General features: G+C 67.2%; 15 protein-coding genes. 4 read left to right on the top strand and 11 right to left on the bottom strand.

Annotated elements, in window-relative coordinates:
• Together mobA and Q0Q02_RS09650 are read right to left on the bottom strand one after the other, a co-directional pair.
• The gene (gene mobA / locus Q0Q02_RS09655) at positions 1–621 is read right to left on the bottom strand and encodes a molybdenum cofactor guanylyltransferase MobA (protein WP_293808849.1); all 621 of its coding nucleotides are present in this window, start codon (positions 619–621) and stop codon (positions 1–3) included.
• Positions 622–630: 9 nt separating this feature from the next.
• Positions 631–1,146 (bottom strand): DUF2478 domain-containing protein, encoded by a 516-nt coding sequence (locus tag Q0Q02_RS09650; RefSeq protein ID WP_293808847.1) that lies wholly within the window; start codon positions 1,144–1,146, stop codon positions 631–633.
• Positions 1,147–1,310: 164 nt separating this feature from the next.
• Here Q0Q02_RS09650 and Q0Q02_RS09645 point away from each other — a divergent pair, with 164 nt between their 5' ends.
• Together Q0Q02_RS09645 and Q0Q02_RS09640 are read left to right on the top strand one after the other, a co-directional pair.
• On the top strand, positions 1,311–2,567 hold the full coding sequence (locus Q0Q02_RS09645) for a peptide ABC transporter permease (RefSeq protein WP_293808845.1): 1,257 nt from the start codon (positions 1,311–1,313) through the stop codon (positions 2,565–2,567).
• 90 nt (positions 2,568–2,657) lie between these two features.
• Complete coding sequence (locus Q0Q02_RS09640) at positions 2,658–3,641, top strand: threonine/serine dehydratase (protein ID WP_293808843.1); 984 nt, start codon at positions 2,658–2,660, stop codon at positions 3,639–3,641.
• Positions 3,642–3,752: 111 nt separating this feature from the next.
• Here Q0Q02_RS09640 and Q0Q02_RS09635 read toward each other — a convergent pair whose 3' ends face one another.
• Positions 3,753–4,064 (bottom strand): DUF882 domain-containing protein, encoded by a 312-nt coding sequence (locus Q0Q02_RS09635; protein WP_293808841.1) that lies wholly within the window; start codon positions 4,062–4,064, stop codon positions 3,753–3,755.
• A gap of 450 nt (positions 4,065–4,514) precedes the next feature.
• On the opposite strand from Q0Q02_RS09635, the gene Q0Q02_RS09630 reads away from it, so the two are divergent.
• Positions 4,515–5,687: a M20 aminoacylase family protein gene (locus Q0Q02_RS09630; protein WP_293808840.1), complete on the top strand. Its 1,173-nt coding sequence runs from the start codon at positions 4,515–4,517 to the stop codon at positions 5,685–5,687.
• 11 nt (positions 5,688–5,698) lie between these two features.
• Positions 5,699–6,802, top strand: coding sequence for an NAD(P)/FAD-dependent oxidoreductase (locus tag Q0Q02_RS09625; protein WP_293808838.1), 1,104 nt, complete (start codon positions 5,699–5,701; stop codon positions 6,800–6,802).
• Positions 6,803–6,977: 175 nt separating this feature from the next.
• On the opposite strand, the gene eda is transcribed toward Q0Q02_RS09625, so the two are convergent.
• The 8 genes from eda to Q0Q02_RS09585 all read right to left on the bottom strand — a co-directional run bounded on the left by eda (position 6,978) and on the right by Q0Q02_RS09585 (position 15,503).
• Complete coding sequence (gene eda, locus Q0Q02_RS09620) at positions 6,978–7,622, bottom strand: bifunctional 4-hydroxy-2-oxoglutarate aldolase/2-dehydro-3-deoxy-phosphogluconate aldolase (protein WP_293808836.1); 645 nt, start codon at positions 7,620–7,622, stop codon at positions 6,978–6,980.
• 39 nt (positions 7,623–7,661) lie between these two features.
• Positions 7,662–8,348 carry a 6-phosphogluconolactonase gene (locus Q0Q02_RS09615; protein ID WP_293808834.1) on the bottom strand — a complete coding sequence of 229 codons (687 nt, stop codon included), beginning with the start codon at positions 8,346–8,348 and terminating at the stop codon, positions 7,662–7,664.
• Positions 8,348–9,838, bottom strand: a complete 1,491-nt coding sequence (zwf, locus tag Q0Q02_RS09610; protein ID WP_293808832.1) for a glucose-6-phosphate dehydrogenase — start codon at positions 9,836–9,838, stop codon at positions 8,348–8,350. The genes Q0Q02_RS09615 and zwf overlap by 1 nt, the downstream gene beginning before the upstream one ends.
• A 260-nt stretch (positions 9,839–10,098) precedes the next feature.
• On the bottom strand, positions 10,099–10,851 hold the full coding sequence (locus Q0Q02_RS09605) for an ABC transporter ATP-binding protein (protein WP_293808831.1): 753 nt from the start codon (positions 10,849–10,851) through the stop codon (positions 10,099–10,101).
• Complete coding sequence (locus Q0Q02_RS09600) at positions 10,848–11,705, bottom strand: ABC transporter ATP-binding protein (protein ID WP_293808829.1); 858 nt, start codon at positions 11,703–11,705, stop codon at positions 10,848–10,850. The genes Q0Q02_RS09605 and Q0Q02_RS09600 overlap by 4 nt, the downstream gene beginning before the upstream one ends.
• Before the next feature lie 4 nt (positions 11,706–11,709).
• Positions 11,710–12,615 carry a nickel transporter permease gene (gene nikC / locus Q0Q02_RS09595; RefSeq protein WP_293808827.1) on the bottom strand — a complete coding sequence of 302 codons (906 nt, stop codon included), beginning with the start codon at positions 12,613–12,615 and terminating at the stop codon, positions 11,710–11,712.
• Positions 12,616–12,625: 10 nt separating this feature from the next.
• Positions 12,626–13,690 carry an ABC transporter permease gene (locus Q0Q02_RS09590; protein WP_293808825.1) on the bottom strand — a complete coding sequence of 355 codons (1,065 nt, stop codon included), beginning with the start codon at positions 13,688–13,690 and terminating at the stop codon, positions 12,626–12,628.
• 208 nt (positions 13,691–13,898) lie between these two features.
• The gene (locus Q0Q02_RS09585; RefSeq protein ID WP_293808823.1) at positions 13,899–15,503 is read right to left on the bottom strand and encodes an ABC transporter substrate-binding protein; all 1,605 of its coding nucleotides are present in this window, start codon (positions 15,501–15,503) and stop codon (positions 13,899–13,901) included.
• Positions 15,504–15,576: the final 73 nt, after the last annotated feature.

Below are 15,576 nucleotides of genomic sequence, written 5' to 3'. Positions count from 1 at the left end.
TCAGAGCCCCAGAGTCGACAGACGCTCAGCCTCAGCAAGGTCTTCCGGCGTGTTGATGTTGAAAAAGGGATCGAGCGGCTCCGTCGGCCATTCCGCGACGGCGACGCCATGACCTTCCGTCCAGCGGCCGAGCTTGCGCTCCCCCGCAGCCAATGCCCGGCGCAGATCGTCGCGCAGCGCGACCGGCCAGAGGCCGATGGCGTGATGGTGCTGCCCGCCGGAGGCCGCGCAGGCGAGCGGCGTCCCGGCGGCAATGCGTGCCCGATGCAGTCGCAAGGCGAGATCGCCGGGAATGAAGGGCGTATCGGCGGCGACGCTGAGCAGCCAGTCCGTGCCCGGTCGATATGCGGCGATCCAGTCGAGCCCGGCGAGGATGCCGGCAAGAGGCCCCGCGAAATCCGGCACCGTATCGGCGACGACCGGAAGGCCGAAGACGACGGCCAGGCGCGCGGGATCACCATTGGCGTTGAGCAGGAGCCCGTCGCATTGACCGCGCAGGCGCTCGACGACATGGGCGAGGATCGGCCGGCCGGCGAGCGGCTTCAATGCCTTGTCGCCGCCGCCCATCCGCCGGGCAAGGCCGCCCGCGAGGATCAGCCCGATGGTCGGCGTTCTTCCCATGGCGCTCGATCAGGCCGCGACCGAGGTCACCGACCGAGCCCAGCGTTCCACGGCCTTCACATCGGACGGCAGCTCGAGCCAGTCGTCGCCGGCAAATGCGCGCCAAGCCGGCAGGAAATCGCTGCGCACGGCGATGAGCAGCGGCAGGCCGGCCATGAGCGCGCCGGCGATCTCCTGGCGCAGCCCCTCTCCCGCAGCTTCCTGCTTGCCGAAGCGGTTGACGATGACGAGATCGGCGCGCCCGGCCAGGGCCTCGGAGAAGGCCGCTGCGGCCGCGGCAAGCCCGGCAGCGTCGAGATGGCAGCCCGAGGCGCCGGCACCGAGATCCTGGCTGATCGGGAAGCGCCGGCCGGTCGCGACATCCTCCAGCGACATCGCCATGCAGCGGTCGTCACAGATCGCATCGTTGTGCTGGACCACGCCGCCGAGACGCAGGCCCTGCCGCTTCAACCTGTCGACGAGCCCGTGCATGAAGGCATCGATCGCGAAGCCGCTCGCAAAGGGGATGGCTGCCAGCATGGTCATGCCGGTTTTTCTCATGAACGCGCTCGCTCCGCCAGTGGCGCCGGTGCCGCGCCCCGGCAATCCTGCCGCAGAGATGCCGCGCGAGTGTTGCGCCGCACCTACAGTCGGGCGCGCCTGCGCCCGCTAGGGTGCCAGGCCGAGGCTCGAGACTCCCGCCGGAACGCATGATCCGAAACAACGCCCAAGCCCCGCTTGACCCGGCCACCGACGCCGCGCTGCTGCTGCGGCGCATCGGCTTCGGCACGCTGGCGCTCGTCCTGCCGCTCGCCGCGCTGGTCTCGCGCCGCGCCGCCGTCGTGCTGGTGCCGATCGGCATCGCCCTGCTGATCATCGCGACCCTGATCCAGGAACCTCGGAAATTCGTGGCAACCCTCCGGGAGTTGCTGGTCAGCCGTCCGGGCCTGATCCTGATCGGGCTGATCGCCTGGGCGTTCCTGTCGCTGGTCTGGAGCCCCTATCCGGCGGCAGCCGTCGAGAAGGCCAGCAACCTGATGCTCGCCGCCGTGCTCGGCTTCGTCGGCCTCTCCGCCCTGCCCGAGCGGATGCGTTCCTCGAACCTCAACCTCGTCGCGCTCGGCACCGGCAGCGCCGGCATCTTCGCGCTCGGGCTGATTGCGGTCGCGGCGCTGCGCCATGCCGAGACGCCGCCCGGCGCGGTCGAGCGCGGCGTCTCGATCATCCTGATCATGGCATGGCCGGCGCTGGCCTGGCTGCTCTCGCGCGAGCGCGGACTGAGCGCGCTGGGCTTGGCCCTCGTCGTGACGCTGCTGGCGCTCACGCGCTTCGAGGACGGCGAGACCGTGGCGATGGTCTTCGGCGCCGTCGCCTTCGGCGCTGTCACGGCCAATCCCGAGCGCGCCGCACAAATCATCGCGGCGATCGTCGCCGGGCTCATGCTGTTCGCACCGATCCTGCCTTTCCTGATGGCGCCGCTCGTCCCGATCCTGCCCGACAGCGCCGACGACTTCGCGCAGATGCTGTCGATCTGGGCCGATGTCATCCGGCAATCGCCGATCGAGCTGATCACCGGGCACGGGCTCGACACCGTGGTACGCGGGCAGATGAACGGCATGTTGCCCCAGCCCGCTCCCGCGACGCTGCTGTTCGAGACCTGGTACGAGCTCGGGCTGGTCGGAGCGGCCACCGGCGCAGCCTGCCTCTATTTCGCGATCCGCGCGGCCGGGCGCATGACCGGAGCGCTCGCGGCGGGCGGCGTCGCCGCCTTCACCACGGCTTTCGCCCTCAGTGTCTTCGGCTTCGCGCCGCTGCTGCCCTGGTGGCTGATGACTCTGACCGCGGTGATGCTCCTGTTCGGCGCCATCGCGCGGGGCCAGTACCGGACCGACCGCCCTGCCGTGCCGCTGCCGATGCGCGCGCCCAACCATACGCGTCCCAAGGCCGGCTCGCCGCCGCGCCAATAACAGCCCGACTTCCGGTGCTTGACGGGCTGGTATCCGGCGCGCTCTCGTGCCGCCGGATCGGAATCGCCGCGGCAGAGGATTAGCAGCGCCATGACATTCGACGTCACCGCATTCGACGTCTCACTCGCCGACGTCCAGGCCGCGGCGGCGCGCATCGCCGGCAAGGTCCGCCGCACGCCGACCTATTACAGTGCCGGGCTTTCCGCGCGGCTTGGCGTCGAGACCTGGGTGAAGGTCGAGAGCCTGCAGCTCGGCGGCTCTTTCAAGGTCCGCGGCTGCTACAACAAGCTGATGGGGCTGAGCGAAGCCGAACTGCAGCGCGGTGTCGTCACCGTCTCGGGCGGCAATCATGCGATCGCGGTCTCGCTCGTTGCGAAGGCTGTCGGCACGCGCGCGCTGGTGCTGATGCCGAAGGCGACGCCTCCGCTCAATATCCGCCTGACCGAGCAGGCCGGCGGGCAGGTCGAACTCTGCGAAGATTCCCTCGCCGCCTTCGCCAAGGCCGAGGATTATGCCGCGCAGGGCATGACCCATGTCCATTCCTATGACGACCCGGCCATCATCGCCGGCCACGGCACGCTCGGCCTCGAACTGGCGGCCGATGCCGGTGGGCGGCTCGACCATGTCTTCATCTCGGTCGGCGGTGGCGGCTTCTCGGCCGGTGTCGGGGCGGCCTTGAAGGGGCTCGACCCGGCCGTGCGCCTGCACGGCGTCGAAACCGAGGGCGCGACGACGATGACACAGGCGTTGGCGGCCGGCGAGCCGGTCGCGATCCGCCCGACCTCGATCGCCCGCACGCTCGGCGCGCCGTTCGCGACGAAACGCACCATGGCAGCGGCACGGCAATTCCTCGAGGACGTCATCGTGGTGCCCGACGCGGAAGCCGTCCGCGAACTTGTCTGGGTGCTCCAGAACGGGCGCGTGCTGCTGGAGCCGGCGGCAGCCTGCGTGGTCGCCGCCGCATTGGCGCGCAAGGGCAGCTTCCGGTCCGACGAGCGCGTCTGCCTCGTGCTCTGCGGCTCGAATGTCGCGCTCGAGGATATCGAGAGCTGGCGCAAGAGCTTCGGGATCTAGAGTCTGCTTCATTTTCGCGGAAACGCGCCGTCATTCCGGACTCAGGCCAGCGGCCTGCCCCGGAACGACGCGGTGTTTCCGCGTGACAGCAGTACGCTCTGGAACGGCCGATCAGCGGCTGTTGCGAGCTAGCCGTGTGTAGTGGCTGCGCGCGCCGACGGAAGCATAACGGCTGCGCTTTTGGCCGTACCAGGAGGCTTCGCGCGCGCCGACATCCGCATGGATCAGGCCGTTCGAATAGGAGCCGACGCCGCCGACGCTGGCGAGCGAGCGGGCGGCAGCGGCCGCCTTGCGCGGCGAGGTCGCCATCGGCCGGAAGTCGATCGCCTTGCCGTTGTAGTGCTGCGAGTGACGGGCATGGCGGCCGCCGCAGGTCGAGGTGATCTGGATCGGGCCGATCTTGGCGACGAGCTCGGCGATCATCGCCTTCGTTTCGGGCTTGAGGCAGCCCAGGCCTTTGACCTGGGGTTGGAAGGATATCTTCTCGGGAGTTACATCCGCCAAGGCGGCGACAGGCAATAAACCACACACAAACGCAAGCAACGACAAGCGACGCATCATCTACCAGACATGTAAGGGGGAATGGAAAAGATCAGGCCAGATAATCTCGATGGCCCGAGCGAATGCCGCCTCAGCTAATCGTCAAGAAAGGCCAAATCATGGCTACGGCCTTTCCGGGTTATTTCACGGCTGTCATCCTGGTGGCTCATGGCGTTTGGTCAGGCGCACCTTGACCTTTCGGGAACGCCCGCCATTCCCCCAAGGCCCATCCCCTGCGCGCCATCGGCTTGGACAGGCGGGGCGTGGCTGGGCTAGCCTGTGCGACGGCACCCGCTTTCTGCGTGGTCGCCCCATGCCATCTCAGAGGATACGATGCCCAAGACCGACATCATCGCGGCGCTGACCCCGGAAATCACCGCGATCCGCCGCGACATCCATCGCCACCCCGAGCTGATGTACGACGTCCACCGGACCGCCGGCCTCGTCGCCGACAAACTCAAGGAATGGGGCGTCGACGAAGTCGCCACCGGCGTGGGCCAGACCGGCGTGGTCGGCGTCATCAAGGGCAAGAGCCAGAATTCAGGCCGGGTCATCGCCATGCGCGCCGACATGGACGCGCTGCCGATCCATGAGGAGACCAATCTCCCGCACCGTTCGACCGTGCCGGGCAAGATGCATGCCTGCGGCCATGACGGCCATACCGCCATGCTGCTCGGCGCCGCCAAGTACCTGACCGAGACCCGCGATTTCGACGGCACCGCCGTGCTGATCTTCCAGCCGGCCGAAGAAGGCGGCGCCGGCGCCAAGGCGATGATCGACGACGGGCTGATCACCCGCTTCGGCATCCAGGAAGTCTATGGCATGCACAACAAGCCGGGCGTGCCCGTCGGCAAGTTCGAGATCCGCAAGGGGCCTGCGATGGCCGCCGCCGACCAGTTCCACATCAAGATCGAGGGCCTCGGCGGCCATGCGGCGGCGCCGCACCGCGTCAACGACCCGATCGTGGCCTCCTGCGCGCTCGTCACCGCGCTGCAGACGGTCGCCTCGCGCAATGCCGACCCGCTCGACTCGATCGTCGTCTCGGTGACCGCGCTCAATGCCGGCGAGGCCTTCAACGTCATTCCGCAGAGCGCGGAGATCAAGGGCTCGGTCCGCACGCTGACGCCGGAAATCCGCGACCTCGCGGAGAAGCGCATCGGCGAGATCATCGAGGGCGTGATGAAGGCCTTCGGCATGAAGTACGAACTCAACTACCGCCGCGGCTATCCTGTGACCTTCAACCATGCCGGCCAGACCGATTTCGCCACCAGCGTGACGAAGGAGGCCTTCGGCTCGGACGCGATCAACACCGCGGTGCCGCCGACCATGGGCTCGGAGGATTTCTCCTACATGCTGGAGGAGCGCCCCGGCGCCTTCATCAATATCGGCAACGGCGACTCGGCCGGCCTGCACAACCCGGCCTATGAGTTCAACGACGCGGCAATCCCGGTGGGTGTAAACTACTGGGCGAGCCTCATCGAGATCGCCATGCCGCAGCGCGGCTGACGGCTCAGGCGATGAGCGACATCGATTGTCTGGTGATCGGGGCCGGCGTCGTCGGCCTCGCGGTTGCCCGCGAGCTGGCGCTGGCCGGACGCGAGATCGTCATCGCCGAGGCCACTGAGGGCATCGGCACCCAGACCTCGGCGCGCAATTCCGAGGTCATCCATGCCGGGATCTATTATCCGCCCGGCTCGCTGAAGGCCCGCGTCTGCGTCACGGGCCGTGAGCTACTCTATCGCTACCTGCAAGAGCGCGGCTTGCCGCACAAGGCCTGCGGCAAGCTGATCGTCGCCACCTCGGAAAGCCAGAAGCCGGCGCTGGAGACAATCATGACCCGCGCCAAGGCTTCGGGCGTCGATACGCTGCGCTGGCTCTCCGGCGCCGAGGCCAAGGCGATGGAGCCGGAGGTGCGCTGCGAGATCGCGCTCCTCTCGCCCGAGACCGGCGTGGTCGACAGCCATGCGCTGATGCTCTCGCTGCTCGGCGAGTGCGAGGCGGCCGGCGGCTCGCTCGCGCTCAACACGCCGATCACCGGCTGGCGGCGCGAGGCGGACGGTTTCAGCGTCGATTTCGGCGGCGACGATCCGGCAACCTACAGCGTGCGGACCGTGGTCAATTCGGCCGGCCATGGCGCGCCGAAGCTGCTCGGCCTGCTCGACCGGTTCCCGACGGAGCATGTGCCGGTGCAGCATTATGCGAAGGGCAATTATTTCGCACTGACCGGCAAGCAGCCCTTCAGCCACCTGGTCTATCCGGTGCCGGAGGCGGCGGGCTTAGGCATCCACGCCACGATCGACATGGGCGGGCGGGTGAAATTCGGCCCCGATGTCGAGTGGGTCGAGAGCGATCAGGACCTGGTCGTCGATCCGGCGCGGGCAGAGAAGTTCTACGCTGCGATCCGGACGTACTGGCCGGGACTGCCGGATGCTGCGCTGGTCGCGGACTACGCCGGCATCCGGCCGAAACTGCACGGACCAACCGAGCAGATGCCGGATTTCCGCATCGACGGGCCGGAGGTGCATGGGGTCGCCGGGCTGGTCAATCTGCTGGGCATCGAGAGCCCGGGGCTGACGAGTTCGCTGGCGATTGCGGAGATGGTGCGGGAGAAGCTGTCATAGGGCGTCATCCCGCACGCGCTGCGGCACGAAGTGCTGCTGCGCAGATGCGGGACCGTTTGCAGGAAAAGCCACCTTCTCGTCATGCGATCCCGTGTCTGCGCAGCAGCGTTACACGCTGCAGCGCGCACGGGATGACACGCTTCCTTTCTCGCGCTTCTGTTGCCGCACCGCGCCCTTACCCACGCGCCTTCTGGAAGGCTTCCTTGGCCTCGCGCGCCAGCGTCTCTATCCGCTTCCAATTACCCGTGGCGATCGCATCGGCCGGGACCAGCCAGGAGCCGCCGACGCAGATGACCTGCGGCAAGGCGAGATAATCGCCGAGATTCTTCAGGCCGACGCCGCCGGTCGGGCAGAAGGTCATCTGCGGGAACGGGCCGGAGAGCGCCTTCAGGGCCGGCGGGCCGCCAGCCTGCTCGGCCGGGAAGAATTTCGCGGTGGTGCGGTCGGCCGCGACGGCGCGCATGCAATCGGACGCGGTCGCGACGCCCGGAAGCCAGGGCAGGCCCGCCTTGCGCAGGGCCTCGTCGACGCTCTCGCTGAAGCCGGGGCTGACCACGGCCTGCGCACCGGCGTCCTTGACCTGTTGGGCCTGGGCCGGCGTCACCACCGTGCCCGCCACGGCAAGCGCCTTCGGCACCGATTTCGCAATGGCCGCGAGCGCTTCCATCGCGGCCGGGCGGCGCAGCGTGACCTCGACCACATCGATGCCGCCGGCGACCAGGGCATGGGCGAGATCGACGGCGCGCGAGGCATCCTCGATCACCACGACGGGGATCACGCCGCAGCTCTTCAACCGGGCAATCGCGGCAGTCTCGTCCATGGTCTCGTCTTTCAATCGATTTGAGCAGGAAATCCGGCTCTACTCCTTCGCCCAATAGACGTCGAGCCCTCGCGCGCTGCCGAGCAGAAGATCGACCGGCAGCGGTCGCTGCCCGCGCTCGGGAGCGGCCTTGAGCACCGCTTCCTTGGCGGCGCCTGAGACGAGCAGGCTCGCCCAGCCGGCGTCGAGCAGGCGGGCGGGCGAGAGCGACAGGCGCGGCGGCAAGCCCGGCGGACGAGCGACGACGATGCCGCTATCCGGCACCGCGTTGAAAGTGGTCTCGGCGCCCGGAAAGAGCGAGGCGATATGGCCATCCGCGCCCATGCCACTGACGAGGAGGTCGATCGACGGCAGGTCGGCGAGCTTCGCGCAGAGCAGCGCGGCAGCAGCCTCGATATCGCTGCCATGCTCGTGGAACGACAGGAACGCGGCGCGCCCTCCCGCCAGCGGCGCGAACTGCGCGCGGATCATGCGCTCGTTCGAGGCGGCATCGTCGGCTGCGACGAAGCGCTCGTCGGTCGGCAGCAGCGTGACCTGCTCCCAGGCCAGGTCGTGCCGGCCGAGCGCAGCGAGAAAGCCGGCCGGGGTCGTGCCGCCGGGCACGGCGAGAAGCGCCCTGCCCGGCCCGGCGAGCAAATCCTTCAGCCGGACCGCGACCGCTTCCGCCAGCGCTTCGGAAGCGTCGGCCAGCGTGGCGAAGCGATGCCAGGCGAGCGGGCCGGCCATCAGACCAGATCCGGATCAGCCCAGGAGCGGCCGTCGCGCTCGATCAGGCCGATCGCCTGCGACGGGCCCCAGGAGCCAGCGGCGTAGCGATGCGGATGCGGATAGTAATCCTGCCAGCCGGCGATGATCGGATCGACCCAGGCCCAGGCCTGCTCGACCTCGTCGCGATGCATGAACAGCGTCTGGTCGCCGCGGATCACATCGGTCAGCAGGCGCTCATAGGCGTCCGGCGTGCGCTCGTCGAAGGCGGTGGAATAGCGCAGGTCGAGCTGGCGCGGCACGATCTTGAGTCGGCCGGAGCCCGGCACCTTCATCATCAATTGAAGCTGGACGCCGTCATTCGGCTGCAGGCGGATGAAGAGACGGTTGGCGTCGAGACGGTCGCAGGAGCCGCCGCCGAAGATCGAATGCGGCACCGGCTTGAAGGTAACGGCGATCTCGGAATAGCGCTGCGCCATGCGTTTTCCCGTGCGCAGATAGATCGGCACACCGGCCCAGCGCCAGTTATCGACCTCGCAGCGGATGGCGACGAAGGTCTCGGTGTTCGAGCCGTGGCCGAGCTCCTCGGAATAGCCGCGCACGCGCTGGCCGTCGATCTGGCCGGCGCCGTACTGACCGCGCACGGTGAAGCGCTGGACATCCGGCCCGACGATGGGCCTGAGCGCCTTCAGCACCTTGATCTTCTCCTCGCGGACGGCGCCGGCCTCCAGCATGTTCGGCGGCTCGATGGCGAAGAGAGTCAGCAACTGCATGAGATGATTCTGGACCATGTCGCGCATATGCCCGGATTTGTCGTAATAGCCGGCGCGCTGCTCCAGGCCGACCGTCTCGGCCACCGTGATCTGGACATGGTCGATGTCGCGGCTCGACCATGAGCGCTCGAACAGCGTGTTGGCAAAGCGCAGGACGAGCAGGTTCTGCACCGTCTCCTTGCCGAGATAATGGTCGATCCGGTAGGTGCGGCTTTCCGGCAGGATGCGGGCGACAGCATCGTTGATCGCCCGTGCCGAGGCGAGATCACGGCCCAGAGGCTTCTCCAGGATAACGCGCGAGGTCGGCGTCAGGATATCGGCCTTGGCGAGGTTCTCGCAGATCGGGATGAAGAGGTCGGGCGGCGTCGACAGATAGAAGGAGCGCACGCGGTCGCTCTCGCCCAGCGCCTCCTTCAGCGCGCCATAGGTCTCGGGCTTCACCGCATCGAGCATCACCATGGTCAGGCGGCGCAGGAAGAGCTCGACCTGATCCTTCGGGATACCCTCCTCGTCGAGGCGCTTGGCGATCTGCTTCGGCAGGCCCTGGACATCCTCCTCCTTGCGAACGATGGCGAGGATGCGGCTTTCCCCGGGCAGGACGCCCTCACGGTTGCGCTGGGCAAGCGCCGGGAAGAGCTTGCGCAGCGCGAGATCGCCGCCCGCGCCGAAGATCACCAGATCGAAGGGCGGGACCGGCGTCCGCTCGGGAATGGTCTCGGGCCGAAGCACGTTGTCCACGATGGCGTCCATAGGTCTCACAACTCCGTCAGGCGATGCCGGTTCGCAATGCGGTGCCCGTCATTGCGAGAAGCGCAAGCGACGAAGCGGTCCAGGGGACTGGATCGCAGCCGTTCAACCCAGTCCCCTGGATTGCTTCGCTACGCTCGCAATGACGGAGCGGCCAACCGGGATACACCGTACCGAAAGGCTGCGGCCAGAGTGGGACGGTTTTGCCGCGCTGCAAAGAGGGGTCGGCGCAGGGCCGATCCCCTCGCCGCTCAGCCCGCGCGCCTAAAACCCGCGCTCGCCGTCAGCAATTGCTGGGCATAGGCCGTGTGCGGCTGGCGCGCGGCCAGCGTCTCGACCGTCATTTCCTCGACGGCGCGGCCGAACTGCATGACCAGCAACCGCTCGCACATGTGGCCGACGACCGAGAGATCGTGGCTGACGAGGATATAGGTCAGCTTGCGCTCCTGCCTGAGCGCCGCGAGCAGGTTCAGCACCTCCGCCTGGATCGAGACATCGAGCGCCGAGGTCGGCTCGTCCAGCAGCAGGATCGAGGGTTCGAGTACGAGTGCCCGCGCGATCGCGACGCGCTGGCGCTGGCCGCCCGAGAGCTGGTGCGGATAGCGGAAGCGGAACGAGGCCGGCAGGCCGACATCGGAGAGCGCCTTGCCGATGCGCGCCTCGGCATTGTCGAGACCGTGGATCGCGAGCGGCTCGGCCAGCGTGTCGTCGACCGTCTTCTTGGGATGCAGCGAGCCATAGGGGTCCTGGAAGACCATCTGGACGTTGCGGTAGAACGCCTTGTCGCGGACCTTGGGCTGCACCGCGCCCTCGATCGCGACCGCGCCGCTCCATTCGCGGTTGAGCCCGGAAAGCACGCGCAGAACGGTCGACTTGCCCGAGCCGGACTCGCCGACGAGGCCGTAGCTCTCGCCCTTGCGGACTTCGAAGGAGAGGTCCTTCACGACATGGGAGTCGCCGAAGGAGACGTTGAGCTTGTCGACGGAGATCGCTGCGTTCGTCATGCCAGCCACGCCGGGTCACGGTTGAGGGTGGCGAGCTTCGCTCGCGGATGATCGAGATCCGGCAGGCATTCGAGCAGGCCGAGCGTATAGGGATGGCGGCGGCTGCGCGCGGAGGGGTCGGCGAGTTCGGTCGCCGGCAGCGTCTCCATGACCTTGCCGCCATACATGACGATGACGCGGTCGCAGAAGGACTGCACCAGATGCAGGTCGTGGCTGATGAAGATCAGCCCCATGCCGCGCTCGGTGACGAGATCGTCGAGGATCTTGAGGATCTGGAGCTGGACGGTAACGTCGAGCGCCGAGGTCGGCTCGTCGGCGATCAGCACCTCGGGCTCGGCGATCAGCATCATCGCGATCATGACGCGCTGGCCCATGCCGCCCGAGACCTCGTGCGGATAGAGGTCGTAGACGCGGGCGGGCTCGCGGATCTGCACCTGCTCCAGCATGGCGAGGCTGCGCTCGCGCGCCTCGCGGGGGCCGGCCTTGCGGTGGATGCGATAGGCCTCGGCGATCTGGCTGCCCACGGTCTCGACCGGGTTCAGCGAGAATTTCGGATCCTGCATCACCATGGAGATATGGCGGCCGCGGAGCTTGCGCCTGTTGCCCTTGTCCATGGCCGTCAGGTCCTGGCCGCGGAAGCGCATGCGCTCGGCGCTGACAACGCCCGGATGCGGGATCAGGTCGAGAATGGCGCGGCCGGTCATCGACTTGCCCGAGCCGGACTCGCCGACGATGCCGAGCCGCTCGCGGCCCAGCGTGAAGGAGAGGCCGCGCACGGCCCGGACGATGCCGGTCGGCGTATGGAAATCGACCTTGAGATTGTCGACTTCGAGAAGAGGCTGCTCGCTCGCCATCGGCTTACCTCGCATCCATGACGTCGCGGAGCCCGTCGCCGAGCAGGTTGAAGCCGAGCGCGACGATGCAGATCGCGACGCCGGGGAAGGTCGCGACCCACCACTGGTCGAAGATCTGCTCGCGGCCGGCCGAGATCATCGCGCCCCATTCCGGCATGGGCGGCTGCGCGCCGAGGCCGAGGAAGCCGAGGCCGGCGGCCGTCAGGATGATGCCGGCCATGTCGAAGGTGGTGCGCACGATCAGCGAGGACATGCACATCGGCACGACATGCTTCCAGATGATGCGGGCCTGAGAAGCGCCCTGCAGGCGCATCGCGGCGATATAGTCCTGGTTGCGGATCACCATCGTCTCGGCGCGGGCGACGCGGGCATAAGGCGGCCAGGTCGTGATCGCGATGGCGATGATGGCGTTGACGATGCCGGGTCCGAGAGCCGCGACGAAGGCCAGCGCCAAAACGAGGCGCGGGAAGGCCAGGAAGACGTCGGTGATGCGCATCAGCAGACGGTCGACCCAGCCGCCGTAATAGCCGGAGATCGCGCCGATCAGCAGGCCGAAGGGGCCGACGGTGACGACCACCAGCAGCACGATGACCAGCGTGATCCGCGTGCCGTAGACGATGCGGCTGAAGATGTCGCGGCCGAGCGCGTCGGTGCCGAACCAGTTGGTCGCCGAGGGCGGCAGGAGCCGCTTGTCGAGCGCCTGCGCGATCGGATCGAAGGGCGCGATCACCGGCGCGAAGGCGGCGATCAGCAGCAGCAGGACGATGATGGCGAGGCCCGCCACCGCCATCGGGTTGCGCTTGAAGGCGAGCCATTGCCGGTAGAGCTGGCCGAGACGGGCCTGTCGGCGCGATTCCGGCGAGTCGCTGATCAGCCAGGCATGCAGGCCGGGAGAGGAGGTATCGCTCATGTCCGCCTCCTCAGCGCACGCGCGGATCGGCCAGGCGGCCGATGATGTCGGTCAGGAGATTGACCCCGATGAAGACGACGCCGACCACCAGCGTGCCGCCGAGCACGGCGTTCATGTCGGCGTTGAGCAGCGCGTTGGTAAGATAGCGGCCGAGGCCCGGCCAGGCGAAGATCGTCTCGGTCAGCACCGAGCCCTCCAGCAGATGCATGTAGGAGAGCGCTATCACGGTGAAGAGCGGCACGGCGGCGTTGCGCAACGCGTGGCGCCAGATCACGGCGGTCTCGGAGACGCCTTTCACGCGGGCGGCGATGACATATTGCTGCTGCAGCTCTGTGATCATGAAGCTGCGCGTCATGCGGCTGATATAGGCGACCGAGAGCAGGCCGAGCACCAGGGCCGGCAGGATCAGGTGCGAGAAAGCGTCCCAGAACGCCTCCCATTCGCCCTCCAGCGCGGCGTCGATCATGATGACGCCGGTGCGCGTGGTGACGATGTCCTGCCAGACGACCGAGATGCGGCCGGGACCAGAGACCCAGCCGAGCTTGGCGTAGAACAGCAGCAGCGCCATCAGGCCGATCCAGAAGACCGGGACGGAATAGCCGACGAGGCCGACGACGCGGGCGACCTGATCCTGCCAGCGGCCCTGATTGACGGCGGCGAGGATGCCGAGCGGCACGCCGATGAGCACGCCGATCAGCGTGCCGAGCGTCGCGAGCTCCAGCGTCGCCGGGAAGACGCGCTTGATGTCTTCGACGACGGGGTTCGAGGTCAGCACGGAGGTGCCGAGATTCCCGGTGAAGACCTTGCCGATATAGATGGCGAATTGCTGCCAGAGCGGCTTGTCGAGGCCAAGCTCGATGCGCGCCGCCTCATAGGTCTCGGGCTTGGCGTTGTCGCCGACGACGGCGAGCACCGGGTCGATCGGGATGACGCGGGCGATGAAGAAGGTGACCAACAGCAGGCCGAACATGGTGATGACCACGGTCGTCAATTCGCGCGAAAGCGCGCGGCTCCAGCGGCCGAGCCTTCCCGGCGAAGCCGCCTTGCTGGGGGGAGCTTGCGTCACGGCTGTCATGACCCGCCTCCGTTTCAATGGCCTGATGCTCAGGCGGACCAATCTTGCGTCATTCCGGACAAGCCGCGATAGCGGCGCCGATCCGGAATCCATCATAAGGCGCTGCGCTCTACGATAGATTCCGGGTCAAGCCCGGAATGACGGCCTGTCCGAATAAGGGAAGCCCGCCATGGCTTGATGGCCGTGGCGGGCGCTTGAGGCAAAAGCCTCAGTTCTTGACGATGGTGGCGTAGCGGTTGGTGTCGGAGCTCGGTCCGATGACCCAGCCGTTCACGTTCTTGTGCTCGGCCGAGACCTCGATCTGCTGGAACATGATGACGAAGGGCGAGACCTTCTGGTGCTCGCGCTGCAGAGCCTCATAAGTGGTCTTGCGCTTGTTGGCGTCGGATTCCAGCACGGCGCTCTGGGTGACCTTGGTCATGTCCGGGATGTTCCAGGCATTGCGCCAGGCCAGCGTCTTCGACTTCGCCTCCTCGCCATTGTCCTCGTTGATGGCGAAGGTCTCGGCATTGGTGTGCGGGTCGAGATAGTCCGGGCCCCACTGGCCGATATAGATGTCGTGGGTGCGGGCGCGGTACTTGGTCAGGGTCTGCTTGCCGTCGCCGGGGATGATCTCCAGCTTGACGCCGGCCTGAGCCCAGGTCGCCTGGATCGCCTGCGCTATGTCCGTGATCGGGGAGATCGAGCGGGTGTCCATGGTCACGGTGAAGCCGTTGCTGAGGCCGGCCTTGGCGAGCAGCTCCTTCGCCTTGGCGACGTTGAGCTGGTAGGGCTTGTCCGAGATCGCGCCGAGGAAGCCTTGCGGCAGGAACGACTCATGGTGCTTGTAGGTGCCCTCGAGGATGTTCTTCTCGATCGAGCCGTAATCGACCAGGAGCTTCAGCGCCTCGCGGACCTCGGGCTTCGCGAGGTTCGGGTTCTTCTGGTTCAGGCCGAGATAGAGGATGTAGCCCTTGTCGCCCTGGACGATCTTGATCGCGTCGTTTTTCTTGACGGCCTCAAGCTGGTCCTTGGAGAGGTTGCGGGCGATGTCGACGTCACCCTTTTCGACGAGGAGGCGCTGCGAGGCCGGCTCGGCGACATGGCGCACGACGATACGCTTGCTCTTCGGCGCACCCTTGTACCAGGCCTCGTTGGCCTCGAGCGTGTACTGCTCGTTCGGACGGTAGCTGCGGACCTTGTAGGCGCCGGAGCCGGCCGAGTTCAGCTTCAGCCAGCCATTGCCCCAGTCGCCGTCCTTCTCATTGGCCTTGACCAGCTTCGAGTCGACGATCGCAGCGACACCGGAGGTCAGGCAGTTATAGAAGAAGGTCGGGGCGTAGGGCTTCGAGACGGTGATCTGGACGGTGTTCTCGTCGACCGCCTTGACCTTGTCGAGCACGTTCTCGGCGACGAAGCCGAACTGGCGCAGGATGAAGCCGGGCGACTTGTTGAGGGTGACGGCGCGCTGGAAGGAATAGACCACGTCGGCCGCCGTCACCGGGTTGCCGGAGTGGAACTTGACGCCCTTGCGCAGCTTGAAGGTGTAGGTCAGGCCGTCGGGGCCGACGCTCCAGCTCTCAGCGAGATCCGGGACCAGCGCGTTGTTGTTCGCGATATCGACGTTGATCAGCTTGTCGTAGACGTTCGCGCCGACCTCGACGCCGGAAAACTCGAAGGCCTCGGCCGGATCGAGCGTGATGATATCGTCGATCTGCTTGGCCATCACGACCGTGTCCTTCGGCGTCTGCGCGAAGGCGGCGGTGCTCGACATCAGGGCCGCAAAGGCCGAAACCGCCATCAACTTGGCTACGTGACGCATCGATTTCCCCATCGTTCGTGTTTCGCGGGCGCTAGCCGCCCGTTGGGCGCTATCTGCAACCACTCGGCCTTGGCTGTCCAGTCGA

This window comes from uncultured Allobosea sp. (genome assembly GCF_945956895.1).
Classification (GTDB): Bacteria; Pseudomonadota; Alphaproteobacteria; order Rhizobiales; family Beijerinckiaceae; genus Allobosea.
The sequence above is the reverse complement of the archived record's forward strand: the minus strand, read 5'-3'. Positions and strand labels throughout refer to the sequence as shown.